25 protein-coding genes and 1 pseudogene are annotated in these 26550 nt (G+C 38.5%); 21 read left to right on the top strand and 5 right to left on the bottom strand.

The annotated features are described in order from the left end of the window. The 10 genes and pseudogenes from AC1M84_RS07260 to AC1M84_RS07215 all read left to right on the top strand — a co-directional run. A partial coding sequence (locus AC1M84_RS07260) for a DUF2345 domain-containing protein (protein WP_481594741.1) occupies positions 1 to 1160 on the top strand: 1160 nt, incomplete at its 5' end. Continuing rightward, on the top strand, positions 1150 to 2700 hold the full coding sequence (locus tag AC1M84_RS07255; protein ID WP_481594740.1) for a hypothetical protein: 1551 nt from the start codon (positions 1150 to 1152) through the stop codon (positions 2698 to 2700). The genes AC1M84_RS07260 and AC1M84_RS07255, both read left to right, overlap by 11 nt. Before the next feature lie 18 nt (positions 2701 to 2718). Next, positions 2719 to 3837: a hypothetical protein gene (locus AC1M84_RS07250; protein WP_481594739.1), complete on the top strand. Its 1119-nt coding sequence runs from the start codon at positions 2719 to 2721 to the stop codon at positions 3835 to 3837. Between the two features lie 56 nt (positions 3838 to 3893). Further along, positions 3894 to 4174 (top strand): annotated as a pseudogene (locus AC1M84_RS07245) (type VI secretion system Vgr family protein); the annotation flags it as partial. Positions 4175 to 4505: 331 nt separating this feature from the next. Continuing rightward, the gene (locus AC1M84_RS07240; RefSeq protein ID WP_481594738.1) at positions 4506 to 5315 is read left to right on the top strand and encodes a hypothetical protein; all 810 of its coding nucleotides are present in this window, start codon (positions 4506 to 4508) and stop codon (positions 5313 to 5315) included. Between the two features lie 11 nt (positions 5316 to 5326). Further along, positions 5327 to 6439, top strand: coding sequence for an Imm72 family immunity protein (locus AC1M84_RS07235; RefSeq protein WP_481594737.1), 1113 nt, complete (start codon positions 5327 to 5329; stop codon positions 6437 to 6439). Continuing rightward, on the top strand, positions 6439 to 6627 hold the full coding sequence (locus AC1M84_RS07230) for a hypothetical protein (RefSeq protein ID WP_481594736.1): 189 nt from the start codon (positions 6439 to 6441) through the stop codon (positions 6625 to 6627). Before AC1M84_RS07235 ends, AC1M84_RS07230 begins: the two co-directional genes overlap by 1 nt. A 7-nt stretch (positions 6628 to 6634) precedes the next feature. Beyond that, on the top strand, positions 6635 to 7567 hold the full coding sequence (locus AC1M84_RS07225; protein ID WP_481594735.1) for an IS5 family transposase: 933 nt from the start codon (positions 6635 to 6637) through the stop codon (positions 7565 to 7567). Between the two features lie 22 nt (positions 7568 to 7589). After that, positions 7590 to 7931 (top strand): helix-turn-helix domain-containing protein, encoded by a 342-nt coding sequence (locus AC1M84_RS07220; protein WP_481594734.1) that lies wholly within the window; start codon positions 7590 to 7592, stop codon positions 7929 to 7931. Further along, the gene (locus AC1M84_RS07215; RefSeq protein ID WP_218947401.1) at positions 7879 to 8349 is read left to right on the top strand and encodes a transposase family protein; all 471 of its coding nucleotides are present in this window, start codon (positions 7879 to 7881) and stop codon (positions 8347 to 8349) included. Before AC1M84_RS07220 ends, AC1M84_RS07215 begins: the two co-directional genes overlap by 53 nt. 238 nt (positions 8350 to 8587) lie before the next feature. Here the strand turns inward: AC1M84_RS07215 and AC1M84_RS07210 are convergent, their stop codons facing one another. Next, positions 8588 to 9367: a ferredoxin--NADP reductase gene (locus tag AC1M84_RS07210; RefSeq protein WP_035267346.1), complete on the bottom strand. Its 780-nt coding sequence runs from the start codon at positions 9365 to 9367 to the stop codon at positions 8588 to 8590. Between the two features lie 105 nt (positions 9368 to 9472). On the opposite strand from AC1M84_RS07210, the gene tsaA reads away from it, so the two are divergent. The 5 genes from tsaA to AC1M84_RS07185 all read left to right on the top strand — a co-directional run bounded on the left by tsaA (position 9473) and on the right by AC1M84_RS07185 (position 14714). Further along, on the top strand, positions 9473 to 10192 hold the full coding sequence (gene tsaA, locus AC1M84_RS07205; RefSeq protein WP_481594733.1) for a tRNA (N6-threonylcarbamoyladenosine(37)-N6)-methyltransferase TrmO: 720 nt from the start codon (positions 9473 to 9475) through the stop codon (positions 10190 to 10192). Positions 10193 to 10320: 128 nt separating this feature from the next. Next, entirely contained in the window at positions 10321 to 12078 is a 1758-nt protein-coding gene (gene tfpB / locus AC1M84_RS07200; protein ID WP_035267342.1) for a type IV pilus assembly ATPase TfpB, read from the top strand. 102 nt (positions 12079 to 12180) lie between these two features. Further along, positions 12181 to 12558, top strand: coding sequence for a NirD/YgiW/YdeI family stress tolerance protein (locus AC1M84_RS07195; protein WP_481594732.1), 378 nt, complete (start codon positions 12181 to 12183; stop codon positions 12556 to 12558). Positions 12559 to 12704: 146 nt separating this feature from the next. Then, positions 12705 to 13370 carry a response regulator transcription factor gene (locus AC1M84_RS07190; protein ID WP_481590258.1) on the top strand — a complete coding sequence of 222 codons (666 nt, stop codon included), beginning with the start codon at positions 12705 to 12707 and terminating at the stop codon, positions 13368 to 13370. 9 nt (positions 13371 to 13379) lie between these two features. Then, positions 13380 to 14714: a sensor histidine kinase gene (locus AC1M84_RS07185; RefSeq protein ID WP_481593030.1), complete on the top strand. Its 1335-nt coding sequence runs from the start codon at positions 13380 to 13382 to the stop codon at positions 14712 to 14714. A gap of 100 nt (positions 14715 to 14814) precedes the next feature. On the opposite strand, the gene hemP is transcribed toward AC1M84_RS07185, so the two are convergent. Then, positions 14815 to 14985: a hemin uptake protein HemP gene (gene hemP, locus AC1M84_RS07180; protein WP_035267337.1), complete on the bottom strand. Its 171-nt coding sequence runs from the start codon at positions 14983 to 14985 to the stop codon at positions 14815 to 14817. 136 nt (positions 14986 to 15121) lie between these two features. Between hemP and AC1M84_RS07175 the strand changes: the two genes are divergently transcribed. Further along, entirely contained in the window at positions 15122 to 16024 is a 903-nt protein-coding gene (locus AC1M84_RS07175; protein WP_481594731.1) for a thiamine phosphate synthase, read from the top strand. Between the two features lie 30 nt (positions 16025 to 16054). On the opposite strand, the gene AC1M84_RS07170 is transcribed toward AC1M84_RS07175, so the two are convergent. Continuing rightward, positions 16055 to 16624, bottom strand: coding sequence for a tetratricopeptide repeat protein (locus tag AC1M84_RS07170; RefSeq protein WP_481593028.1), 570 nt, complete (start codon positions 16622 to 16624; stop codon positions 16055 to 16057). A 26-nt stretch (positions 16625 to 16650) separates the two neighbouring features. Further along, complete coding sequence (gene mrcB / locus AC1M84_RS07165) at positions 16651 to 19047, bottom strand: penicillin-binding protein 1B (RefSeq protein ID WP_481591358.1); 2397 nt, start codon at positions 19045 to 19047, stop codon at positions 16651 to 16653. A 227-nt stretch (positions 19048 to 19274) separates the two neighbouring features. Here mrcB and AC1M84_RS07160 point away from each other — a divergent pair, with 227 nt between their 5' ends. Then, positions 19275 to 20216, top strand: coding sequence for an NAD(+) kinase (locus AC1M84_RS07160; RefSeq protein WP_092767167.1), 942 nt, complete (start codon positions 19275 to 19277; stop codon positions 20214 to 20216). Between the two features lie 2 nt (positions 20217 to 20218). Next, positions 20219 to 20485, top strand: a complete 267-nt coding sequence (locus AC1M84_RS07155; RefSeq protein WP_035267325.1) for a YeaC family protein — start codon at positions 20219 to 20221, stop codon at positions 20483 to 20485. A gap of 50 nt (positions 20486 to 20535) precedes the next feature. Here the strand turns inward: AC1M84_RS07155 and AC1M84_RS07150 are convergent, their stop codons facing one another. After that, a complete protein-coding gene (locus AC1M84_RS07150) occupies positions 20536 to 21537 on the bottom strand; it encodes a glycosyl transferase family protein (RefSeq protein WP_481593026.1) in 1002 nt (333 codons plus the stop codon). Positions 21538 to 21748: 211 nt separating this feature from the next. On the opposite strand from AC1M84_RS07150, the gene AC1M84_RS07145 reads away from it, so the two are divergent. The 3 genes from AC1M84_RS07145 to AC1M84_RS07135 all read left to right on the top strand — a co-directional run bounded on the left by AC1M84_RS07145 (position 21749) and on the right by AC1M84_RS07135 (position 26548). Beyond that, positions 21749 to 22891: an acyl-CoA dehydrogenase family protein gene (locus tag AC1M84_RS07145; RefSeq protein ID WP_035267322.1), complete on the top strand. Its 1143-nt coding sequence runs from the start codon at positions 21749 to 21751 to the stop codon at positions 22889 to 22891. Positions 22892 to 23172: 281 nt separating this feature from the next. Then, a complete protein-coding gene (gene pheA, locus AC1M84_RS07140) occupies positions 23173 to 24282 on the top strand; it encodes a prephenate dehydratase (protein ID WP_035267321.1) in 1110 nt (369 codons plus the stop codon). Positions 24283 to 24301: 19 nt separating this feature from the next. Next, positions 24302 to 26548, top strand: coding sequence for a bifunctional prephenate dehydrogenase/3-phosphoshikimate 1-carboxyvinyltransferase (locus AC1M84_RS07135; RefSeq protein WP_481594730.1), 2247 nt, complete (start codon positions 24302 to 24304; stop codon positions 26546 to 26548). The last annotated feature ends 2 nt before the right edge of the window (positions 26549 to 26550 follow it).

Genomic DNA, 26550 nt, shown 5'->3' with positions numbered 1-26550 from the left:
TCCAAGGCGAAGGCTATGGACAACTCCGCTTTGATGACACCACAGGACAAATCTCCACCCAACTGCAAAACACCCACGGGGCGAGCCAACTCAACCTAGGGAATCTCAGTCATCCCAAAGCAACCACAGAAAGTGAAGGACGAGGCGAAGGCTTCGAACTCAGAACAGACCAATGGGGTGCAGTACGAGCAGGCGAAGGCATACTCATCTCCACCTACAAACAAGAACAAGCCAAAGCCAACCATCTCGATGCAAGCGAAGCCAAACAACAACTCGAAAGTAGCTTAAACAACGCCAAAGCTTTGAGTGAAGTGGCAAAGAATCAACAGACTGATCCACTGAGCTTACTCGAAAACCTACAGGGCTATCTCAAGAACTTAGAGAGCGAAGATCAAAGCAAAGCCGCGGCCTTCAAACAAGCGATCATGCTCTTGGCTTCACCAAGTTCAATTGCCGTAGAAAGTAACGAAGACATTCATCTCAGTGCAGATGGGCAGATTAACCAGATTGCACAAAGAAGCATTAACACAAGCACGCAAGACAGCATTATCGGACATGCCAGCAAAAAGATCAGCTTATTTGCAGCGCAAGAAGGGGCACGATTGTATGCAGGGAAAGGGAAGATCGAGATTCAAGCCCAAGGGGATGGTGCTGATCTGATTGCAAGAAAGGGTGTACAGATTATTTCGACGGAAGATCGAATTGAAATTAAAGCGGCAAAAAAAATAGTGTTGATTGGTGGTGGTTCACAGATTGAAATTAGCAGTTCGGGAGTTTTACCTACCACAGCTGGCAAGTTTGAAGTGAAAGCGGGTCAGCATTTGTTCAAAGGTGGTATGAATGTTCAGTTGACACCACTAAATTTACCGAGTGCAGATATAAAGAATTGGATTGAATTAGATTATCGTGACCCTGAAACAAGAAAGGGAGTTGCAAATAATGGTTATAAAATTTTCTTCAAAAATGGAACAACATTAGTAGGAAAACTGGATGCTAATGGATTTACAAGGCATGAAAATATACCGCCAGAAACTATAAAAAAAGTAGTGTATGAAACTCAAGAAGGTAAAGAAAGAAATGCCGACCCATTGGAAGAATTATTAGAAATTGAAGACATCTCATCAATCTCTAATTCTGGGGAAATATACAATGGCAAATAATATTCCTAATGCTACACAAGCTAGAGATGCATTAGCTTGGATGACTGGTGAGCAAAAAGATTTTCAAGAGGAAAAAAGTATATGGGAGTGGATGGTAGAAGCCATTGAAGGTGACTTCAATGAAAATCGTAGTACTGGGCAAATTGTATTTGATGCTGCAATTTCTATGATTCCGTTTGTAGACCAGATATGTGATGTCCGAGATTTAGTGGCGAATTGTAAAAAACTAAATGAGGATATGTCTGATCAATGGGCTTGGGTTGCTTTAGCTCTAACTTTAATAGGGTTATTTCCAAGTCTAGGGAGTTTAGTTAAAGGGGTTCTTAAAATATTCTTCTTGTTTGTAAGACGAAGCGGTGGAAAAGCAGTGGTTAAAGCCGTTGACTCAGCTATGACATGGGTTGTTACGTTTCTAAGGAAAAAGCAAGTACAAGATTATATTAAAAAATATCTACCGAATGTGGATATTTTGGTTTATCTAAAGAATGAGACTATAAAAGTCAAAAATAGGCTCAGTGCACGGGAGTTATTAGCAGCATTTGATCGAGGAATAAAACTATTAGACGATTTGACCAATAAGGCAAAATATATTCCTGGATTAAAAGATAAAATTAAAAATACTGTCGCTATTGTTAGGAAAATTCGAAATGCAGCAGATGTCCCATTGGCAAAAGCTTTAGCACCTCTTAATGAGGCATTGGCAAGAGTTATTTATAGATTAGATATGGAGTCATATCTGCAACGAACAGCAGTGAGAAATACGACTAATGTTCATTTCAGAGGTACATTACCAGAAGCACGTGCCATTACTTTAATGCGTACTAAAAAGCCACGACCAACTTGGTTAAGCTCGGGAAGTTTAGAACATGCACCATTAGAGCCTGCTAGTAAAAGAAAGACGGTTAATGCAATGGTGGAGGATGGTTATCCCCCTTTAGCAGATTATAATATTGCTTCATTTAGTAAGTTGTCCGCAGATATCATCACAGGACCTGCTAGATTATACCGTGTAACTTCACCTGCAAATGGTGCATTTGGTGAATGTTGGATCACAGAAGATGTCTTTGTTAAAATTAAGAATAGTCCTGACCCGAAAGCGGCATGGCGTAAATATCTTGCAGTTTGGCCAGACTGGAATGCAAATGGGCAGTTTGTTGTTTATGATATTCCTGCAGGTCAATCCATTAAGGTTTGGCGTGGGCCTGCCTCAAGTCAAACTAAAAAATCTCTAGGAGATGATTATCATCTATCAGGTGGTTGGGAGCAGATCATTTTCAAAGAAGGAAAGTTTGACAATACCATTTATTATCCTGTGGATACTTATGGACGTTTATCACTTAAATCTCCAATAAGACGGGATGCGTATAATAGTTTATCTCCAGCCGAGAAAGCTAAATATCAGGCAGTTCGGAGCAAAATTAAGGAACCGAATATTCATGGTCCTTATGATACAGGTTGGGGCATGACTGATTTTGATGAGCAGTTAAAAGATGTCAGAATTGGTCTTCCGAATATATCTGGACAAGTGATTAATAGATAAAATTAGGAGATGATTATAATGCAAAATATAGAACAACAATTGACTCGTTTTCAAAAACAATCAGTTGCCCTAATCTATTATGTTACTTCACGACCTTATTTGGAAATGTTACTGACCAAACTGGATGATTTGATTCAATATACTGGTGGAGTAATTGATTTGGCTGATCAGCAGTATCGTGATCGTGTCCTCTTGCAAGAGGGATGGGAAATGGGGGATAGCTCAGCCAATTGGAGTACCTATGCTTACCCATCTTTACTCGATTTCAGAATAGATTTAATTAGAATTATAGAACAGACGAAACAGGAAAAATACGACCGGACAGCTGCATATAATACAGCACGCATGTTAGGCGAGTTTCAACCCAACTGGATGTCAGAAGAAGAAGAAACAGATTTTAAAACGCGCTTTGATGAATTATACAGATTATGCAGTTATTACGATTCGTGTGTTAAATCACCAAGATCATGGAGTTTATATAGTTTATTTGAAGTAATTAAAGAACTAGGAGTTTTTGAACATAAAGTACCTAAATTTAAGCTTCGCACAGACATACGAGTAAATAGTGGAGAACCTATAGCAAAGACAGGGGTATATATTCCTGTGGGTGATCGATATGGCGTACCACAATTTGCTTGGACTTATCGTGATGAAAATAGTTTTACACGTGGACAATTAGAAGAGTGTGAGACATTAAATGCTTTAGGAAAGGACTTATTTTCTAAGTTTAATGAATACACAGCATGGACTCCCTCTGAAGAACTTAGAAAATTTGCAATTGAAAATATTAAAAAGAAAAAAATTGATGATGATTTTGGATATGTAAAACTACGTCATGATACTCAATTAACATTGGCCTCAGAGTTGATTGCAAATAATGTTTTTTCTAAGGCTGATTGTAGTTGGTACTTTGTTGAGTTAATAGAAGGTGAGTTTGAAGATATTGGGGTTGAGGATGTAGATACTTTTGCTACACCTGATTTAAAAGTTATAGGGGGAGAATTATGCCCAAGAACAGGTTATTGGATTTTATCTAATGATAAAGGAAAACGACTGTATTTCACCAAAGGAACCATAATGAATAAATCTAGTAAAAATTGGGGCGAAGAATATTGGGTATATGACGGTGAAGAATAGAAAGTTATTCTAGGCTTTTATTTAATTGAAGGCTTTGTCATGCTACCCCTTATGATGAAATCTTTGAACTCAGAACAGATCAAAGGGGGCAGTGCGTGCAGGAGAAGGTATACTCATCTCTACCTACAAACAGGAACAAGCGAAAGACCTCAGTGAAGTGGCAAAAAATCAACAAACTGATCCACTGAGCTTACTCGAAAACCTACAGGGCTACCTCAAAAACTTAGAGAGCGAAGACCAAAGCAAAGCCGCTACCTTTAAACAAGCGATCATGCTCTTGGCTTCACCAAGTTCCATTGCCATAGAAAGTAATAAAGACATCCACCTTAGTGCAAATTATTTCCACAGAAGATCGAGTTGAAATTAAAGCTGCGTTAAAAAAAATGGGTTGTGGAGACCCAATTAAATTTTTAAACACACTAAAATTTTCAAAATACCAAACTAAAATTTTATCCGAGTTTAAAAAATTTATTGCGTGATTAAAATCCTCGATTCAGTTTTTCTTATCAAAAACGGGCGTTGTTCTACCTAAGCATGTACAACAACAATTAAACTCATTTTTACCTGAGTTAGATAAACTTGCCAAACTCGCAGATAAAATGATTCCTTCTGCAATTAAAGAGTTGGACAGTGCATTAAATAAAGTTCGATCTGAAATGATCAACAAAATGAATAAAGCTGGTGCAAAGATAGGTGGTGGAGAAACTAAGGTTTTAACCACGGAAGCACGTTTAGCTTCTACTGCTAGAAAAACGATTCCAAGTAAAGGACATAAACCAGCATCTTTAAGTCATTATATTCATAAAGAGGGATGGCCGGATTTAGCTAAGAAGAAAAATGATTCTGCGACAAATGATGTTTTAAAATATTATGTAATAGCCTCATTTAGTCAGAAAGCTAATATTGAAGCAAAGTTATATAAACCTGGTGCTAGAGTTGGCTGGAAACGAATCATTGATCAAAAAAAACCATATAAATCTGGTGCGTATTGGGCGGATAAAATGCCAATTAATGGCACAGCATGGCGTTTTGATTATGCTGTAAAAAGTGACTGGTCTAAAAATGGTATATTTGTGGCCCTAGACCGTATACCTACCATAGCTGAGTTAGAAAAATTAAATATTGTTGTACCTAAAAATTGGCAAGGCTTAAAAGTATGGGAAGGTCAGGTTGCAGAGCAACTTGATTTAGAAAAAATGCAAGGCAGTGGATTGTTGTTAGCTGGTGGTGAAAAACAGTTATATATAGATTTTGGCCACCCAGACAATCAGCCGATCAGGCAATATATTGAAAACATGGTTAAAATTCAAAAAACCAATTGGAATGATGCCATTCTTCCAAAAAAATTAGAAGATACGGTTGCGTATTTGGCGGCAAGAGAAAAAGCACAGAAAACTGTTCAACAGGGTCAGGTAGCTCGTGGTGTGTCTGCGACAGGTCGAGCAAATACTAAGCATGAGCAAAGTAAGGCGAATTAAGGGAATTTATGATGTATATCATTGATCAGAAAGCGAGAGACCAAACTTTTTATCTCATGAAAAAATATACCAGTTATCGGTATTTATATGTTGCATATGAACTGGAGAAAGAATTTGTAGACGCATTTGAGCAACAATTAAGGCATCCTCCTCTAAACTTATTAAATGAACCTGAAGGCTTTAAGGAGAGTCATGAAGAAGAATTATTATATTATTTGAGTGATCTAAGTGATACAGAAAAAGGTTTAACAGAACTGAGAAAAAGCAAATTCAAAAAAGAAGCATATGATCTTTATTTTGAAGGGAATATTCAGGGGAGGATTTTTGGTCGCTATGGTGATGAACATGGCTTGCTATATGATGTTTTTTATCAAAACCTAGGCATAGGTCAAGAGCCAAATGGAAATATTTTTATTGAACATGACCACACACGATATATTTTAAAATTATTGATAGCAAGAGCTATGGAGGGTATCACAGTTAATACTTTGTATAACGTTTCATATGATGTACCAAATAATAATCGAATTTATTATAAGAAATGGAGCTATGAATCTTTATTTAGTAAACTAAACTGGCCACCATGTAAGCAAATCGTTGAACCGATCATCCCTTGCCCAAATTATAATGAAAGCTCAAAAGGTCAAATTCATTCAGGTGAAGAAATCCAAATTTCAGGCATTTATGAACCATGGTTCGAAAAACCTGTCTATCAAAAATTAACCAATGATTCTGACTATAATATTTATGTTGGATGTCCAAACTACTTTTTAGAAGGGACAGAAGCAACCCAATATAAATTGGAAGGCACTGACGATTGGTATGATGTTAAATGGCGTTTAATTTGGGAAGACAATCGCTATATAGATGGAACCATACCCGAAGAAGAAAAGAATTATATTTTTGATATAGAAAATATAGGAAAACAAGCCAATCAACCCGAAATTGAATCAACTGAAAAACTAAATATGGCGGCTGGGCGGGTTTGTCCTAAAGCTGGATATTGGTATACAACAGCGAAATCAAATTCACGGCAATATTTTAAACAGGGTGAGATCTTTCCAAATTATGAAAGTGATTGGGGGGAAACAATTTGGTATTTGGAAGTGACGAATAAGAAATAATGTCTAAGTTTAAGATTCATCCTCAAGAAATCTATTTATTAGAACGCTACAGCTCAGCAGAGTATTTTAAAGAACTAGTCGATGCTTTTGAGCAGATGCTCACCGCTGCTGAGCGTGCACTTGAACTTTTTATGTCAGACCGGCTTTGTTGCAGAAAGCTATTCTTAAGGGCTTCTTCAGCCATATAATTTTCAAATGAAGAAGCCTACACACAAAATCTACCGCACAACCAATTGGCCCGCATATAACCGAGCACTCATTAATCGCGGAAATATTGCCATTTGGTTTGATCCTACTACGCAATGGTATGCTCTATCAAAAGGCAAACAAGGACGAAATAAAACCTACTCCGACGCAGCCATCCGATGCTGCTTAATGATTAAATCCTTATTTCGTCTGTCTTTACGTATGGTCACTGGCTTTGTGCAAAGTCTGATTAAACTTTGCGGATTAAATTGGACAGCGCCAGATTACAGTACGCTTTGTAGAAGACAAAAGTATATTGATATTGCAATCAGCTACCAAAAAAGTAACTATGGGCTGCATCTACTCATGGACTCTACAGGCTTGAAGTTTCTAGGTGAGGGTGAATGGAAACGTAAGAAACATGGACCTGAATATCGTCGCCAATGGCGTAAGCTACATATTGCTATAGATGCCAAAACCCTACAAATACGCGCTATTCAGCTCACAACCAATAATGTCAGTGATTCACAGGTGCTTGGTGATTTACTTAATCAGATTCCACAAGATGAGCAGATTGACTCTGTTTATACCGATGGAGCTTATGACACCAAGCAATGCCGTCAGGTCATTGCAGATCGGCAAGCACATGCGGTGATTCCACCTAGAAAAAATGCGAAACCATGGAAAGATACAAAGAGTTGCTCGCTAGAGCGAAATGAATTACTTCGAACAGTTAAACGTTTAGGCAGGACATTATGGAAAAAATGGTCAGGCTATCATCGCCGCAGTTTGGTGGAAACCAAGATGCATTGCATCAAATTATTAGGCGATAAATTAATGGCAAGAAGCTTTCCTAGTCAGGTGAATGAAATTCATGCACGTGTAGCAGTCCTCAACAGATTTACGGAATTAGGTCGACCACTTACCCAAGTTACGCCTTAAATTTGGCTCAATTAGGGGCGCTTTGCATTTCAAATCTTTGTGCAACAAAGCCGCTAAACAGCTAAAAATGCTTGTACCTGCTAAAGGTAGACCATCTAAGTTAAGTGTAGAAGATCAAATCCTTCTGTGCTTAAGTTATTGGCGTGAATATCGAACATTGTTTCATGTCGCAACGAGTTATGGTGTGTCAGAGCCTACTGCTTCAAGAATCGTCCGCCACGTAGAGGATTGCCTGATCAAGTCCAATCTATTTAACTTACCCAAGAGTTTGCCTGAAGGTGAAGGTATCGACTGGAATGTGGTGATCGTAGATGCCACAGAAATTCCAATACAAAGACCTAAAAAAACAGAAGAAAAGCTATAGTGGTAAGAAGAAAGCTCATACTTTCAAAGTACAAGCCATCATCCACTCTAAGACTCAGCAAATTCTGAGTTTATGTACGAGTCGTGGTGCAGTACATGATTTCGAGCTCTTCAAACGCAACCTGAATCAAATTCCTAAAGGGTCTTTTATCCTTGCAGATAAAGGCTATCAAAGGATTTATACGGTGTATCCAAATAGTCTATTGCCATTAAAAGCAAAAAAGCACTGTAAACTAGAACCTGAGCTAAAAGTTTACAATCAAGAAATCAATAAAAGAAGAATTGGGATTGAGCATGTATTTGGGACTTTGAAGACCTTTAGAATCCTTGCTGAGCGATACCGTAATCGAGGCAAAAGATTGGGATTAAGATTCAGTTTAATCGCAGGGATTTATAATTTAGAACTGAGTAAAAAATGATTTATGAAAGAACCCTATTGTTTACTAGTATTAAAGTTAATACATTAGAAACTAAGTGTTAGTGATTACTGTGAATGTTGAATATTTGAAATGACGATATTGCTTCTAGTTCAACATTGCTGAATAAAGTTGCTACAGAGTTAAATCAAGATAAAATCGATTTAAATAATAGGGTAAATATAACACTCAATAAAAAAAAACCGAGCAAAAAAGCTCGGTTTTTTTATTGTACGTAATTTTATTTTTCAACAAAAGCACGTTCAATCACATAATCACCAAGAACACCCATACGTGGAGATTCTTTTAAGCCATGTTGATCAAGAAGTGCAGCTACATCGTCAAGGAATGCAGGAGAACCACATAACATTGCACGGTCAGTTTCAGGATTAAAACGAGGTAAGCCGATTTTCTCGAAAAGAGCACCAGTTTCAATCGCAGTTGTAACACGACCTTGAGTATGGAAGTCTTCGCGTGTAACTGTTGGGTAATAAATTAACTTTTCTTTCGCACCAAGTTCCCCAAAGAACTCATGGTTTGGAATTTCATTTTGAATAAGGTCTTGATACGCCAACTCTGAGATATAACGTGTACCGTGTACAACGATGATTTTCTCGAAACGCTCATAAGTTTCTGGATCACGGATAGTCGAAAGGAAAGGAGCTAAACCAGTACCTGATGATAAAAGATACAAGTTTTTACCAGGATTTAAATCATCAAGAACAAGTGTACCAGTCGGTTTTTTAGAAACTAAAATTTCATCACCAACTTTTACTTTTTGTAGGATTGATGTCAAAGGACCATCTGGAACTTTAATAGAGAAAAACTCAAGTTCTTCTTCATAGTTCGCGCTAGCAATCGAATATGCACGCATTAAAGGCTTGCCATTGACTTCTAAACCAATCATCACAAATTGACCATTTTTAAAACGCAATGCTGTATCGCGAGTCGTTTTAAAACTGAATAATGTGTCATTCCAGTGGTGTACGTGAGTAATCTTTTCGACGTTAAAAGCAGCCATTAAAGGTCTCAATAAATTATCAAATTAGAACAGCTTGCTATTCTAAACTAAAACCATTCTCGATAAACTGAATATATTTAATTGAGCTTATCAAAAAAAGTGATTATGAATGAGCTGACTTTACCTGTGATTGGTATAATGAGATCTCCCTACAAAGAAAAGTTTGGTATTCCACGTCAGCCAAATTTAGTAAATGTTGAAAGTTATATTGAACTGTTGGCGCCATATAATGATGAACTGGCTTTTGAAGGTATACATGATTTCAGTCACTTATGGCTGATTTGGCAGTTTCACGATAATAAAAATCAGGATAATCAAAAATTTAAGCCTCAAGTTAGACCACCACGTTTAGGTGGAAATAAAAAAGTGGGAGTCTTTGCGACAAGAAGCATGTACCGTCCAGCACCTATCGGCATGTCAGTCGTACAATTCAAAAAACTTTTTAAAGAAGGTGATTCTTTGAGATTGTATGTGTCTGGCAGTGATTTACTAGATGGAACACCCGTTATCGATATCAAACCATATATTCAATATTCTGATGCCTTGGTTGAGGCGACGAGCGGTTATGCACAGGATAAGCCAATTCAAAAAAAAGTTGTTTGGTCAAAAACTGCTGAAATTCAGCGAAATCAACAGTTGGATCAACAATGTGTCGCTGAAAGTTTAATCAAGGAATTGGAACAAGTTTTGTCATTTGATCCAAGACCATCTTATCAAAATGATCCTGAGCGAATTTATGGGCTAAGTTTCGGCCTCTTAAATGTCAAATTTAAAGTGGATATTGAGGTTGAGATCGTTGCACTTGAACTTTGTGCAAACGAATAAATTGTTGGACTGATGTATTTAAAGCTGAATTTGATCTAATGAATTTAATTGTAAATTCTGAATAGGCTAAAGGCTAATGTTGAATAAAGAATTTGCTATAGTTGGGCTCAAGGAATGGGGCAATTTGAATGAATTTTAATTTTGAAATTGATACAACATGGTGTTTAGAACAACTACTAAAAGATGGTCGTATTTTAGAGCGAGATAAGTTGCTCATACAAACCCGACACCGCCAAAAAGATCAATTTAAATGGCATCCATTGCAGTGGATTGCTCATTTTGAATTGGTAGATCAAGTTCAACCTCAACATAAGTTAACATTGCAACGCTTATGTGAGTGGTTAGCATTAAAAACACAACTCCAATATTATGTGATTGACCCGCTTAAAGCAGATGTTGCAGCACTGACTCAGGTCATGTCACAAGAATATGCATTCAAAAATAAAATTCTAGCGGTGGAGGTGCATCCTGATCAGATCTTAATTGGTACAGATCAACCATTCTTGGATGATTGGGTTAAGAATTTAGAAAAGAGCTTAAGTCCTAAAAAAATTGTTAAGGTTTTACTGAATCCAGAGCAGTTACAACGTTACTTGATTGAATATTATCAAGTGAGCCGAGCAGTAAACTCTTCTCAATATTCAGGAGCTTACGACCGACAGAGCCGAGGTGTTGAATCCCTTTTACAATTGGGTGATAGTCAAAATCCTGATGCCAACGATCAGCACATCGTAAAATTAGTCGACTGGTTGCTTCAATTTGCCTTTGAACAGGGTGCGAGTGATATTCATCTTGAGCCTCGTGCGGAGAAAGGACGTGTTAGATTCCGTATCGATGGTGTGCTGCATACGATTTATAACATGCCCAGCAATACACTCACGGCAGTAATTTCTCGTATTAAAATTCTGGGTCGTATGAACGTTGCAGAAAAACGACGTCCTCAGGATGGGCGATTAAAAACGCGTACTCCTAAGGGTCAAGAAACTGAACTACGTTTATCAACTCTGCCTACTGCAGCAGGCGAAAAAATGGTAATGCGAATTTTTGATCCTGAAGTATTAGTGAGGAGTTTCCAACAACTGGGTTTTGAAGGAAAACTGCTAGAGCAATGGAATGCCATTACCAAAAATAGTCACGGCATCATTTTAGTGACAGGTCCAACTGGTTCAGGTAAAACCACAACCCTGTATTCATCAATGAAACAACTTGCGACTGAGCAATTAAATGTTTGTACGATTGAAGATCCTATTGAGATGATAGAGCCGAGCTTCAATCAGATGCAGGTAAACCCTGCAATTGATCTTCATTTCGCCGATGGTGTACGTGCCCTTATGCGCCAAGATCCAGACATTATCATGGTTGGGGAAATCCGAGACCAAGATACAGCAAATATGGCGATTCAAGCTGCATTAACAGGTCATCTCGTACTTTCAACACTTCATACAAACGATGCACCTTCAAGCTTGACTCGTTTACATGATCTAGGGGTGCAGCCATTTTTAACAGCGGCAACAATCTTAGGGGTTTTGGCGCAAAGGCTAGTCAGAAAATTATGTTCTCATTGTAAAGAAAAACGGGAAATTAATGCTCAAGAATGGGAGCATCTGACCTATGGCTATTTAGTAAAGATGCCTGCTCAAGTGTATCATGCCAAAGGCTGTGAACATTGTCGTCACACAGGGTATAAGGGGCGGGTGGGTATATATGAATTTATGCCTGTGTCTCTAGAAACAAAACAAAAAATCAGTGCTAATCTTAATTTAGATGAATTACGTGCTCACGCAAAAAAAGAAGGTGTAGAGCCGTTGCGTATTGCGGGTGCTCGAAAAGTCCTTGAAGGGGTAACGACATTAGAAGAGGTGCTAAGAGTCGTACCACTAAGTTAATTGTCAAAGATTAATAAATATTCATATTTCTTAAGATTCGCTTCAGCATTGTTTGTTTTAATAGCTTTATCGAAACAAACATCACTTGAAAAGGTATAGAAAATGAAAATGTTTAATCAAGCTTTAATTGCGACAGCTTTAGTCGGTGCAACTACATTTGCAATGGCTAATACGGCAGTGAACCAAAGTGCTGTTAATCATGCAGCCATTGCACCACAAGCAATTACGACTGTTAAAAGTGCTTTAACTGCCAAAGATGATACGCCAGTGAAATTAAAAGGCTATATTGTTAAGGCAACTGGTGATGAAAAATATCAATTCCGCGATAGCACAGGTGTGATCACTGTGGATATTGATGATGAACTTTGGCAAGGTAAACCAATCTCTGCAAAAACACCTGTGGTATTAACTGGTGAAGTGGATATTGATTATAAGCCTGCTAAGCGTGTAGAAATTGATGTAGATCAAGTTCAATTTTAATGAGCTATTTACTGAATTGAGTATTTGATTTATGGCTTTTAAGTACTCAAACCAAAAAAACCACATTCTCCAGAAATGTGGTTTTTTTATGCATCTTTTTTTGAAAAACTTTATAGTGAATGAATTGTGGCTTAGTGAAGAGAGACATGCGTATATTATTAGCAGAAGATGATGTGTCACAAGCTGAAAGTATCAAAGCTTGGTTAGAAATGGATGGATATAGTGTTGATTGGGTCGAGCGTGGAGATCATGCGATATTAGCAATTGAGCAGCATCAATATGATTGTTTATTACTTGATCGTGGATTACCGAAAGCAACTGGTGATGACATTCTGACACATTTAAGAAAACACCAACACAATACACCAGTTATTTTTATTACAGCCCAAGACAGTATCCAAGATCGTGTTGGAGGACTTGATTTGGGGGCTAATGATTATCTAGTTAAACCATTCAGTTTAGATGAGCTCTCGGCGAGAGTGAGAGCACAACTACGTACTCAGCACAAAGGCACGTCTCAAATCCTAATGTTTGGATCCGTGAGTTTGGACCCCCAAGCCAAAGTTGTTAAATTAAATTCAGAAATTGTCAATCTCACAGCGAAAGAGTACCAAATTTTATATAAGTTAATGCAACATCCTGAACGTGTTGTGACACGTGAGCAACTAGAAGAGTCCTTATATGCTTGGGGTGATGAAATTGAAAGTAATGCAGTTGAAGTTTTTATTTATCAGATTCGGAAAAAAATAGGCTCAACCATGATTAAAACGATTCGTGGATTAGGTTATCGAATGAATCTAGATCAGACTTAAGGTAGAACAGTGTTGGATCAGCACCCTATTTCTTTACAGAATCGTCTTGTTAAGTCTTCAATGCTCAGTTCGATGTTGGCGGGCGTTGTCGCATTAATTCTTTTATTGGTGATCTCGCTTTACCAGAACATGCAGACCCATGACAATATGATGGATGAAATCGCCGATTTGATTTTGATCAGTGATATTTCAAGTCATGTGGGAAATGAGTTAGATGATTTAAGTGAACAATTTGATATCAAATATGAATTAAAGCTCGATGAACTTATTTTGATTGAATCGCAAGACCTTGCTTTCAGTCAAATTGGTTCCAAGGTCTTTTTTCAGAATGATCACTTTGGTTTTGTTTGGCTAGAAGGACGATTATTTCGTTATTACAGTGAGCAAAGCGATCAGCAAATTCTAACTATGCTTCAACCCATGTCAGCGCGTGTTGATCAGTTATTCAAAAGTTTGCTGGGCTACGGTGGTGTTCTCATTATTTTATGGGGCATTCAATGGTTTATTCTACACTTTATTATACGACGTCAGTTTCGATCTATTCACCAACTTTCAAAATTAATATCGCAAAAGACCGTTAAGGATTTATCACCGATTACACCTTCAAAACCAGAACTAAAAGAACTGCAACCTATTGTGAGTCAAATAAACCAAATGATGGAGCGTTTAGATCGGGCAATTACTGCGGAACAACGTTTTACAGCAGATGCATCCCATGAATTAAGGTCGCCACTTTCAGCGATTCAAATGCGGTTACAACTTTTAAAACGAAAATACCAGTCTGATCATGAGGATTTGTCACAAGACTTAGAGCAGATTCTAAAAGATGTGAGTAGAGGCTCAAATATTTTAGAAAATTTACTTTTGTTGGCTAGACTTGACCCATCTTCAACGCAAGATGTACCGATACAGTCCATAGATTTAGACCGTTTGACGAAAGAGGTTTTACATTCAGTACAACCTTTGAGCCAAGAAAAAAACATTCAGTTTAAAACTGAGTTAGGAAATCATGCGATTAATGCAAATCCTGAGTTAATGTTTAGCTGCATCCGAAATTTAGTCGATAATGCAATCCGCTATACGCCACAGAATGGAATCGTTGATATTTTAATCAAACAAAATAATAATGAAATTCTATTTGTGATTGAAAATGAAGGTCACGGCATTGAGCAAACAGTGATTGATCGGCTGGGAGAAAGATTTTATCGTCAGTTAGGCACACGTACAACGGGCTCAGGATTAGGATTATCAATTTGCCGTAAAATTGTCGAATTACATCAAGCCGAGATTGTATTTAAGAAATCGAAGTTAGGTGGGTTAAAAGTTGAAATAAAATTTCATTAAAACCAGTGTCTATAAAGTTGAAGAAATAAAATTAAAGAAGCAGTATGCGCTGATTCATACTGCTTAGTTCCACGATTATTATTATCAAATTTTAGAATTTTTATTTTGTCAAAATGAGTCGATTATTTCGTGTGAGACGAAGGCGATATTCTTCTCCTGCATGCATAATGCGAATTTCTCTGCCTAGAGCAAATAGATTATTTGAGTGAAGCATTGGTAATGCTTGGTGGTTTTCGTTATTACGTGTGAATAAGCTAAATGGTGCGTTCATTCCTTGGACTCCGTGGTATGTGGTGAACTATTTAAATGATAATCATTATCGAATAGAGCTGTCAACGATAATTTTTCTCATTTATAAAAAAACATAAAATGCTTACAATTAAGTACTCATTTTTTGAAAGATAATCATGTCAAAAAAAACGATTAATGTTTCTATAGCGTTGTTATTCCATAAAAATCAAGTTCTTGTAGGGTGGAGAGAAGCCTCTTTACATCAGGGGGGGAAAGCTGAGTTTCCTGGAGGGAAAGTCGAGTTAGGAGAAACTCCTGAACAAGCTTGCCAGCGTGAAGTTCAAGAAGAGGTGGGAATTTTTCTAGATCATGTCTATTTATTTGATCTTATTACGCATGAATATGAAGATCTAATCGTAAAATTGAACATTTATCAGGCTTATGTTGATCAGTCTCTACTAGATCATATTCAAAGTCCTTGGACATGGCATGATCGTTCAGCACTAACCATTTTGAATTTTCCTAAAGCTAATGATGCCATTGTTAAACGACTACTCTGGCCGAATAAAATTGCAATAAAAAATATAGATCGTCTCGATACAACCATTGATCTTAATCGAGTTAGCTATTTGAGAACTGAAAATGCTTTAGATTTTGCGCTGCAACTCAACCAGTATAATCAACTGGATCAGCTCATTATCAATCGTGATGTGTGGATAGGATTATCAGAATCAAATCAAAAAAAAGTATTTGCCGTACAATTTAAACATGATCAATTGATGCAATTAAATTCTGATTCATTTATGGAGGAATGGAAGGGCATTAAACGCATCGCATCCTGTCATGACCATTCTAGTGTCAGTCGAGCTGTAGCGTTAGGTTTTGATGCAATATTTTTAAGTCCAGTACTGTGTACAACATCGCATCCTCAGCAAGCATCCTTAGGTTGGACGCAGTTTGAATTGTTATCAAAAGATATACATATACCAGTTTATGCGCTAGGCGGTATGAAGCCTGAATTATTAGATCAGGCCATACAACATGGAGCTTATGGAATTGCTGGTATTCGTGCTTTTTAAAGGCATTAAAAAGTAAAACTCATGCTTAAATCAAAATTTCTTGATTTGGTTTTGTGCTTCTTGGATGAGTTTTTGATTTTTTTGGAGTTGACCTGATTTCAAAATAATTTGCCAAAGTTGTCGCTTCATCGTTGCTGTTTGAGCATAACTGAGACCTCGTTTTGCCAACGATTCAGCATTTTTTGCCTCATTTTTTTGATTGGCAATCATCGCGAGATACATATAGGTCTCTGCAGATTGAGGGGCAAGTCTTTGTGCTTGGAGTGCGGCTTTCTCAGCTTCACTCCATTTTGCTTGACGAAATGCATGATGGGTTTGTTGCATTAGATTTTTAAATGCGGGAAGTTGGCGGCCATCATCGAATTTTTGAGTTGAGCTTTTCTGTTCAGGAATAACAATTTGTAATTGTTCCCGTTTAATTTCGGGTCGATCATAAGGCGTAATTTTAATACCATCGGCATCTTTTTGAGATGGTGTTGTTTTAGTCTCAGCTTGTTTAGGTTTCTGAGACGGTTGTGAGTTTTGAGGGGAGGTTAAAGTTTGGCAACCGCCTAAGAGTAATATGCTGGTGAATACTACGCTAAAATTCAGTTTTTTCATTAACCTTAACTCCTCCTAAACTTATTTTAAGGATTATAACTTCCACTCGAAAGTACTCGAGTGGCATTCGTATTTAAATCCCGTTCCATTTCTGTTTCGCTCTCACGAATATATTGGTCGATGCTGTCTTCTGCTGGAATTTCTTCTGCATTCGTTTCAGGAACGTAAGTCGGCTCTACTTGGTAGTGTGGTAAGCCACATGCTGTTGCGCGACGTGGAACAGTATATTTAAGTATCGGTACATAGAGCGCACCTTGACAACCTTGTGCTGAAAGCTCACCGCTATTTGAATCAATCCAATGCCATTGTACCTCATCAGGTTGACGTAAATTGACTGGTTTTTGCTTCAGTTGCTTCATTACGTTGGTCCACACGGGTAAAGCGCCAGATGAGCCCGTTAAGCCTGTGACTTTATTGTCATCTAATCCAAGCCAGACAACAGCCAAATGATTACCTGAATACCCCGCGAACCAAGAATCTCTTGTATCATTGGTCGTACCTGATTTACCCGCTAGATTTAGATTCGGAGCGAGGCCGTTATAAGCAGCACGTCCTGTACCTGCCGACATCACACGTTGTAATCCGTAATTTAAAATATAAGCAGCCGATGGGTCGATCGTTTGTTGAACATTTAAACTATAGCGATTAATGAGCTGACCATTGGTATCAACAACTGTTCGGATAGATTTTGTAGGATATTTAAACCCTCCAGTTGCAAAGTTGCCATAAATATTCATGATTTCCATAGGCGACATTTCAACAGCCCCTAAGAAAATCGATGGATAATTCGGAATAGGTGAAGTCACGCCAAACTTCATTAAATGATTGGTAAATGAAGAAAGTCCAAATTCTTGTCCCAAGCGAACTGTAGATAGGTTATATGAATTGGCTAAAGCTTGAACCATTGGGACGTAACCATACGAAGTTCCGCTATAATTTTTTGGGGTCCAAGTCTGATTGCGATCGACTGGCACACTAATTGGCGAGTCTTCGATTGCCGTCGCCCAGTTATAACGACCAGATTCCAAAGCAGTTAGGAAAATAACAGGTTTTAATAATGAGCCTACCTGACGTTTTGCATCAACTGCGCGGTTAAAACCTGTGAAGTCAGATACTGAACCTACGGCCGCAATCAATTCACCATTTTCAGGGTGAGAAACTAATACCGCGCCTTGAAGCTCTTTCAAGCGTGCAGGATTGGCCTTAGACAGTCTTGATACTGAATCTGTAAATGATTTTTGTACTTTGATTTGTGCGATTGGATCTAATGTGGTGAAAATTCGAAGACCTTGTTTCGTTAAATCGCTTTCTTGGTATTCTGTTCTGAGTTGACGACGTACGATGTCTAGGAAATCAGGGAAGCGAGCTGGACCTAAAGTCGGTTTTTTAATCACGTTTAAAGGTTTAGCTGACTCAGTTTCATATTGATCTTCAGTCAAATATCCCATGACTAACATATTGTTTAGAACAACATTACGGCGTTTTAATGCACTTTCAGGATTTCTCCAAGGATTGTATAAGCTAGGACCTTGAACGAGTCCAACAAGGAAAGCCTGTTGCGCTACACTCAATTCTCTAAGTGGTAAACCAAAATAAAATTGAGACGCTAAACCATAGCCATTGATCGAGTAATTACCATTTTGTCCTAAATTAACTTCATTCAAATATGCTTCCAGAATTTCATCTTTGTCATAATGAAACTCAAGCAACAACGCCATAAAGGCTTCATTTACTTTACGTTTGATTGTACGTTCAGGGGTCAAATAAAAGTTTTTAACCAATTGCTGCGTGAGTGTAGAACCACCTTGACGCTTACCACCAGTAACGTTGCTTACAACTGCGCGTGCTGTACCACGAAACGAGACGCCGTGATGGTGATAGAAGTTACGGTCTTCAGTGGCAATAAGCGCTTGAATTAAAGGTTTAGGAACACGATTGAGTTTAATGAGAACACGGTCTTCGTTGTGTTGAGGGTAGATTCCCCCAACTAACATTGGTTCTAGACGGGCAATCCCCGTACTCGATGGTTTTGTTGCTTTAATCTCTGAAATTTGACTAGCGCCAAAACTGACTTGGAGGATTTGTTCTGGTTCTACACTATCACCAAAATCGAAACCACGCGTGTGGACATAAATGGTATTACCTTGAACCAAAAAATTACCTGGCTTGGTATAGTCTTCAGCGTTTTTATAACCCAACAGACCTAGCTCTTGAATGAAGTTTTGTTGCTCAACGGGTGCATTAGCATAAACTTCCAAGGGACGTGCATATACTTTCGCTGGAATATCCCAACGATTGCCTTCAAATTTATCGCGAATAATATTATCTAAACGGATTAGATAAATACTAAAAGCTACAAATGCAGAAATCACCAGCACTGAGAAAATCAATGCAATTAAGCCAATACCACGTTCAAACTTCATAGATCAAAAAGCAAAACCCTGTTTTATTGCGCTCATCATGCGAAGCTTTTTTATAATTTGCAATAATTAAACTGTGAATTTATGCCTTTTTTAGATAAATGTAATGATTTATCTAATTCAATATTAAGGAGAAAATTAAGATTTTAAGTTGGGGAAATGTGAAATTATTCGTGAAATTCATAACATGAAACAGGCTTGAAATATGTAAGTCACAGAATGATGATGATATGATACTCAACAATTCATCTGGAGCCGTAGCATACGTGCAACTTTCAGCAAAGTCATTTCGTAATATTGGATTAATTGGACGACCAGATAAATCATCTGTGGTTGAGACTTTAAGTCTAATTCATGACCATTTGATTAGTTTAGGTTTGCATCCAGTTTTTGATTCAGAAACCGCTAAATTGGTCCCTTATAAAAATTCGCAAACGGTCAGTCGAGCTTTATTGGGTGAAGTTACAGATTTGGTGATTGTCGTAGGTGGTGATGGTTCATTGCTTCAAGCGGCTAGATCTTTAGTGAAATACAATACTCCAGTCATCGGGGTAAACCGTGGGCGTTTAGGTTTCCTAACAGATATCAAACCGACAGAAGTGTTATTTAAATTAGATCAAGTCTTGAAAGGTGAGTTTCAGCTAGATCGCCGTTTTTTATTAGAAGTCGAAGTTCGTAGTAAAAATGAACTGATTTATGATGCAATAGCATTGAATGATGTGGTTCTGCATTCAGGTAAGTCAGTCCATATGATTGAGTTTGATCTTCATATTGATGGTCAATATGTTTATCGCCAACACAGTGATGGTTTGATTGTATCGACACCTACGGGTTCAACAGCATACGCACTTTCTGGTGGCGGTCCAATTTTGCACCCAAGTATGGATGCGATCGCGCTAGTGCCAATGCACCCGCATACGCTTTCTTCTCGTCCGATTGTGGTGGGTGGTCAAAGTGAAATTAAAATTCAAATTCGTAAGAATCGAGTGTTGCCAATGGTGAGTGCTGATGGGCAACACAGTGTTTCTTTAAATGAAGGTGATTGGTTGCATATTCGCAAACATCCTTTCAAACTTACTTTATTACATCCACCTGGATACGACTTTTATATGGCATGTCGTACCAAACTAGGATGGAATCAAGATTACGATTCATTTCATCAGCAGGACTAAACATGAATATTGAACAAATGTTATCAGTTTTGGATGCAGACATCGTTGCTCGTTTAAGAACTGCCGTTGAAATCGGTAAATGGCCAAACGGTGTAGCTTTAACTCAAGAGCAGCGTCAGATTTCAATGCAAGCAGTCATTGCTTGGGAAGCTAAAAATCTGCCAGAAACAGAAAGATCAGGGTATATTGATAAAGGTCATAAAGAGGAAGGTGATGAATGTGATTCACATGTTCCAGAGCCAGAATTTCAACCTATACGTTTTGTATAATGTTCTATGCTTAAAAAAGACACCTGATGGTGTCTTTTTTTAATCCGAAGTTAAACTCGATGACGTGACTGCCAGTATTCTTGAGCCAAGGTCTGTGCTTGTGTAAATGTTTCAGCCACATTCATAGTGTAGATTGCGATTGCCATAGTTTCAATAATAGCCACCTCTCCATAGCTATGGTGGGCATCACCTAACCATACGGCTTTGAAAGTATCTAAGTTCAACTCTTCTTCAATTGCTGAACGATCAGCTGTGAGTTTCGGAAGTTCAAGCTCATACAGTTCACCGTCTCGTATACCGCAAATTAAGGTTTTTGCATCTGGGTTTCGTTCAAATTCACCGCCTTCACCTTTAATCACCGCACTGTTAACGTAACCTAATTTGGCAGCAGTCTGTTGATGAGAACTGCGATACGCAGGGTGAAATATCGCTTGCAAAGTGGCTTTGGCATTGAAGGGATTGATGAGTCGTGAAAGCGTATGAATGGGTGAGCGTAAGCCCATGATATTGCGTAATGCAATTAAATCACTCAAGGTAGGTGAAATGACTTCGAGTGGTATATAGGCAAAGTTATGCTGATTCAGTTCTGATGCCACTTCGTTTTCATTTTGACAAATGGTATAACCTAAATACTGTAAAACTTGTTCTGTATATAATCGATTAATGGTATGTCCAGAAGCCCCATGCATTACAATACGATGACCATGTTTTGCTAAGCTTAACGCCGATAAGATAAACCACGGATAGTGTTTGCGTTTCCCCGCGTAAGATGGCCAGTCTAGGTCGACATCAATAGCTCTAAATTTAAGTTGATCACGAGTCGCTTGCACAAAGCCAGCCAGTTCATCTACAGATTCTTCTTTCACTCGTAAAAGCATTAAAAAAGCACCCAGCTGAACGTCTAATACCTCATTTTTTAAAATCATCTCAAATGCTTGATAGGCTTCTTCATAGGTCAGTGATCGCGCACCATTTTTTCCTTTGCCAAGAATACGAACAAATTGCGCAAATGGGTGTTCAAAGTCTTTATATAAATTACGTTTTGTATTCATGATCAATGCAGTTGGATGTTCTTAATGACAGTGTAATGTGGAATGATGCTTGGACTAAAAGCTAAATATAAAACTTAATGACCAAGCATTATTTTTAGCTTTTGAGACTGACCAAATTGTATGAATTTTCAAGCGCTTTTGTCCATGACAACTGGAAAAAAACGGGATAGCATGAAAACTTATAAAAAAATGAAGTGTAAGGAACACAAGAATGTTGGCATATGATGCAGATTTAGAATTATTCCGTGATAATTTCAAACGTTTTATGAGTGAGCACGTTGCTCCTCATTATGAGCAGTGGGAACGTGAAGGAAAAATGCCACGTTCAGTGTGGAATGCACTTGGTGAAAATGGCTTCTTGTGCGTAGATGTTCCTGAAGAATATGGTGGTTATGGTGTTCCAACAGAATATTCTTTAATGTTGGTTGAAGAGTCGGCACGTGCAGGTTATAGCGCATTATCGACAGGTATTTCATGTCACTCAGAAATTGCAGCACCATATATTCTACACATCGCGAACGAAGAACAAAAAAAATACTGGTTGCCAAAAATGGTTTCTGGTGAAGTGGTGGGAGCAATTGGAATGACAGAGCCAGGTGCTGGTTCTGATTTACAAGCCATCCGTACGAATGCCATTTTGAATGGTGATCATTATGTTTTGAATGGCTCTAAAACCTTTATTTCAAATGGTCAGCATGCAGACTTGGTTGTACTTGCCGTTAAAACAGATCCTCAGGCACGTGCTAAAGGCGTCTCTCTTTTATTGGTTGATACTCATCTAGAAGGGTTTAAAAAAGGTACAAATCTCGACAAAATCGGTTTGCATTCCCAAGATACCTCGGAACTCTTTTTTGACAATGTAAAAGTTCCAGCTGATCAGCTTTTAGGTCAAGCGGGTCAGGGATTTGCATATTTGATGCAAGAATTACCACGTGAGCGGACAGCGATTGCTGCGACAGCATTAGGGGCAATTAGAGGTTCAATTGATGTGACTGTTCAATATGTCCAAGAGCGTCAGGCCTTTGGTCAAAAAATTGGACAATTCCAAAATTCTCGTTTTGTTTTAGCACAAGCGAAAATCGATGAACTGGCTACAGCCGCGTTTTATAATCAAAACCTAGCATTGTATAAAGAAGGGAAATTGGATGTTGAAACAGCAGCTGCATTAAAAAGTTTCAGTACAGATATGCAAATGAAAGTGGCGGATAATCTACTGCAACTCTTTGGTGGCTATGGCTATATGACGGAATATCCTATTTCACGCTTCTTTGTGGATGCACGTATTCAACGAATCTACGGCGGAACCAACGAAATCATGAAAGAAATCGTAGCACGTGGCATGCTAGGACGTTAATTTTCTATCCGTATTTACATCTCGCTTGATGAATACAAGCGAGATGTATTCAAATGTGTTTTCAATTTTAAAACTTATAGAACGAACTGATTTAAAAAAAAGATTAAAGCTATCCTATTCAATGTTCTTGTCTTTTTTCTAATTTATAGCGCATATTGGATTGATGATTATTTCAACTGTATATTTTTAAGTCTTATTGCCATAAAGTTTGGTTGCTTAACATTTGAAAGCTAACTATTGTTATACTGTTTACATAACTGATTCTGTAAGGCGACATTACAATGATCAACGATGATCAAAACACGACGAATTCTTTAGACTTAGCTAAAATCCGCGAAGATATCGACTCAGTAGATCAACAACTCCAACAACTGATTAACCGTCGAGCACGACTTGCTGAAGCTGTAGCAAAAGCAAAATTTGCTTCTGAAGAAAATCCAATGTTTTATCGTCCTGAGCGTGAAGCACAAGTTTTGCGTAATGTGATGGAGCGTAATGAAGGTCCTTTATCTGACGTGACGATGGCGCGTTTGTTTAGAGAAATTATGTCTGCGTGCCTTGCTTTAGAAGCACCACAAAGCATTGCTTTCCTTGGTCCAGTAGGAACTTACACCCATTCGGCAGTACTGAAGCATTTTGGACATGATGCGGTTGTGCGCCCACTTCCTACAATTGATGAAGTGTTCCGTGAAGTCGAAGCAGGCAGTGCACATTATGGTTTAGTTCCTGTTGAGAACTCATCCGAAGGCGTGGTTAACCACACGCTTGATTGTTTTAAAGCGTCACATTTAAATGTGATTGGTGAAGTTGAATTACGTATTCATCATCAATTTTTGATTTCTTCAAATACGCGTAAAGACAGCATTAAACAAATCTATGCGCATCAACAAACTTTAGCTCAATGTCGTGGCTGGCTCGATGCTCATTATCCAGGTGTTGAACGTGTGGCTTTGAGTTCGAATGCTGAAGCTGCTCGCCGTATCCGTAATGAATGGCATTCTGCGGCAATCGCATCTGAAACAGCTGCGAGCTTATATGATTTAGAAATCTTACATAGCAATATTGAAGATAATCCAGAAAATACAACACGCTTCTTAGTTATTGGGCGTGAAAAAGTACCACAAAGTGGTAATGATAAAACTTCTTTATTGATCTCTGCACATGACCGTGCAGGTGCGTTATTAGAAATTTTAGCGCCGTTCGCTAAACATAACATTAGCTTGACCAGTATCGAAACAAGACCTGCATTGCCTGAAAAATGGGCTTATGTGTTCTTTATCGATTTAGAAGGACATATCGAACAAGAGAACGTACGTGCGGCTGTTGAAGAAATTCGTCCATTAGTTAAAGAAATCCGTGTTCTTGGTTCATACCCGATTGCGGTACTTTAAAAAGAGTTGAAACTTAGATATGTATCAACCTTTATTTAAAAAAGTTGCATTTATTGGGCTAGGATTGATTGGATCAAGTTTAGCACGTGTCATTCAAGCACATGGTCTTGCTGAAAATGTTGTGGCATCTACGCGATCTGTTCAAACGTTAGAAGATGCTAAAGCTTTAGGTTTGATTAGTGACGGATATGCTGATGCCAAAGATGCAGTGGTTGATGCAGATTTAATTGTTCTTGCTTTACCCGTGAGAGCTACACAATCTGTATTAAACTCGATCAAATCTGTGATTACTCCTGATACCATAATTACAGATGTGGGCAGTACCAAAGGCAATGTGGTTGAGGCTGCAATTGCGGTTTTTGGTGAGCAGTTACCCGCAGGTTTTGTTCCAGGGCATCCAATAGCTGGTGCTGAACATACTGGTGTTCATGCAGGTAAAGTAGATTTATTTGCTAACCACAAAGTGATATTAACGCCGTTAGCAACAAGTGCTGAGTGGGCAGTGCAAAAACTAATTCAGTTATGGCAAGCTGCTCAAGCTGAAGTAATTTGTATGGATGTGGAAAAGCATGATGAAGTGCTTGCGCATACAAGTCATCTGCCACATTTAATGGCATTCAATTTGGTTGAGCAACTGGCAAATCGTGAAGATAATCTGGACATTTTCCGCTATGCAGCTGGTGGTTTCAGAGACTTTTCTCGCATTGCGGCGAGTGATCCACAAATGTGGCATGACATATTCTTTGCCAATAAAAAAGCGATTTTGAATGCTGTTGATGGCTTTGAGAACCAATTGGCTCATATTCGACAGCTCATTGAAAACGAAGATTCAAAAGCACTCATGGGATTGCTTGGACATGCTCAAGCAGCACGCCAACATTTTAACCATATGCTTGCCAAGAAACCTTTAATGGAGAACAAAACTGTGACACAGCAATTTACTATTCTGCCGGGTGCTAAATCATTTTCTGGAAAATTTAGCGTGCCAGGTGACAAATCTGTGTCACACCGTTCAATCATGTTTGGTGCGATCGCTGAAGGTACAACCCATGTTACTGGTTTCTTAGAAGGTGAAGATGCCTTAGCAACACTTCAAGCATTCCGTGATATGGGTGTAAATATTGAAGGTCCAAAAAATGGTGAAGTCACGATTCATGGTGTAGGAATGCATGGCCTTAAAGCTCCAGCAAGTGAGCTTTATATGGGTAACTCTGGAACTTCAATGCGTCTTCTGTCAGGGATGTTATCTGCGCAAAAATTTGACTCAGTAATGACTGGTGATGCATCGTTGAGCAAACGTCCTATGGAACGTATTGCAAAGCCACTCCGTGAAATGGGTGCTCAAATTCAAACAACGGGTGAGCGTGGCACACCGCCAGTATCGATCACAGGTAATCAGCAACTTAAAGGTATTCATTACGATTTACCGATGGCTTCTGCACAAGTGAAGTCTGGCATTTTGCTCGCTGGTTTATGGGCAGAAGGTGTAACGTCGGTGACTGAGCCAGAACCGACACGTGATCACTCTGAGCGTATGTTACGTGCATTTGGGTATGATGTGAAAACTGAAGGTAACCGTATTTCTTTAAAAGGTGGTGGTAAGTTAGTTGGCACGAATATTCAAGTGCCTTCAGATATTTCATCTGCTGCGTTCTTTATGGTGGGTGCTGCCATTACTGAAAATTCAGATGTAACACTTGAGGCAGTGGGTATTAACCCTACTCGTACTGGTGTGATCGAAATTTTGAAGCAAATGGGGGCTGATATTTCAGTCGAGAATGAACGAATTGCAGGTGGTGAACCAATCGCTGATATTCGAATTCGTGGCACTCGTACTTTGAAAGGCATCCACATGCCTGAAGATCAAGTACCTTTAGCGATTGATGAATTCCCAGCATTATTTATTGCTGCAGCTTGTGCTGAAGGTCAAACAGTGTTAACTGGTGCAGCTGAACTTCGTGTAAAAGAGTCTGATCGAATCCAAGTGATGGCTGATGGATTGAAAACAATGGGTGTTGATTGTACGCCTACGGATGACGGTATTATTATTGAAGGTAAAGGTAAGTCTGGTGATTGGTCTGCTATCTTTACAGGTGGTGAAATTGAATCACATCATGATCATCGTATTGCCATGAGTTTCTCCATTGCGGGTCTGCGTACTTCAGGCGCAATTAAAATTGTGGGAACTGAAACCGTTGCAACAAGTTTCCCAACATTTACTCAACTCACTGAACAAGCGGGTTTATCTATTCAAGTTAGTGAATAATA

The sequence above is a fragment of the Acinetobacter sp. 24-47-66 genome (assembly GCF_056779755.1).
This window is presented reverse-complemented; position numbering and strand designations above follow the sequence as displayed.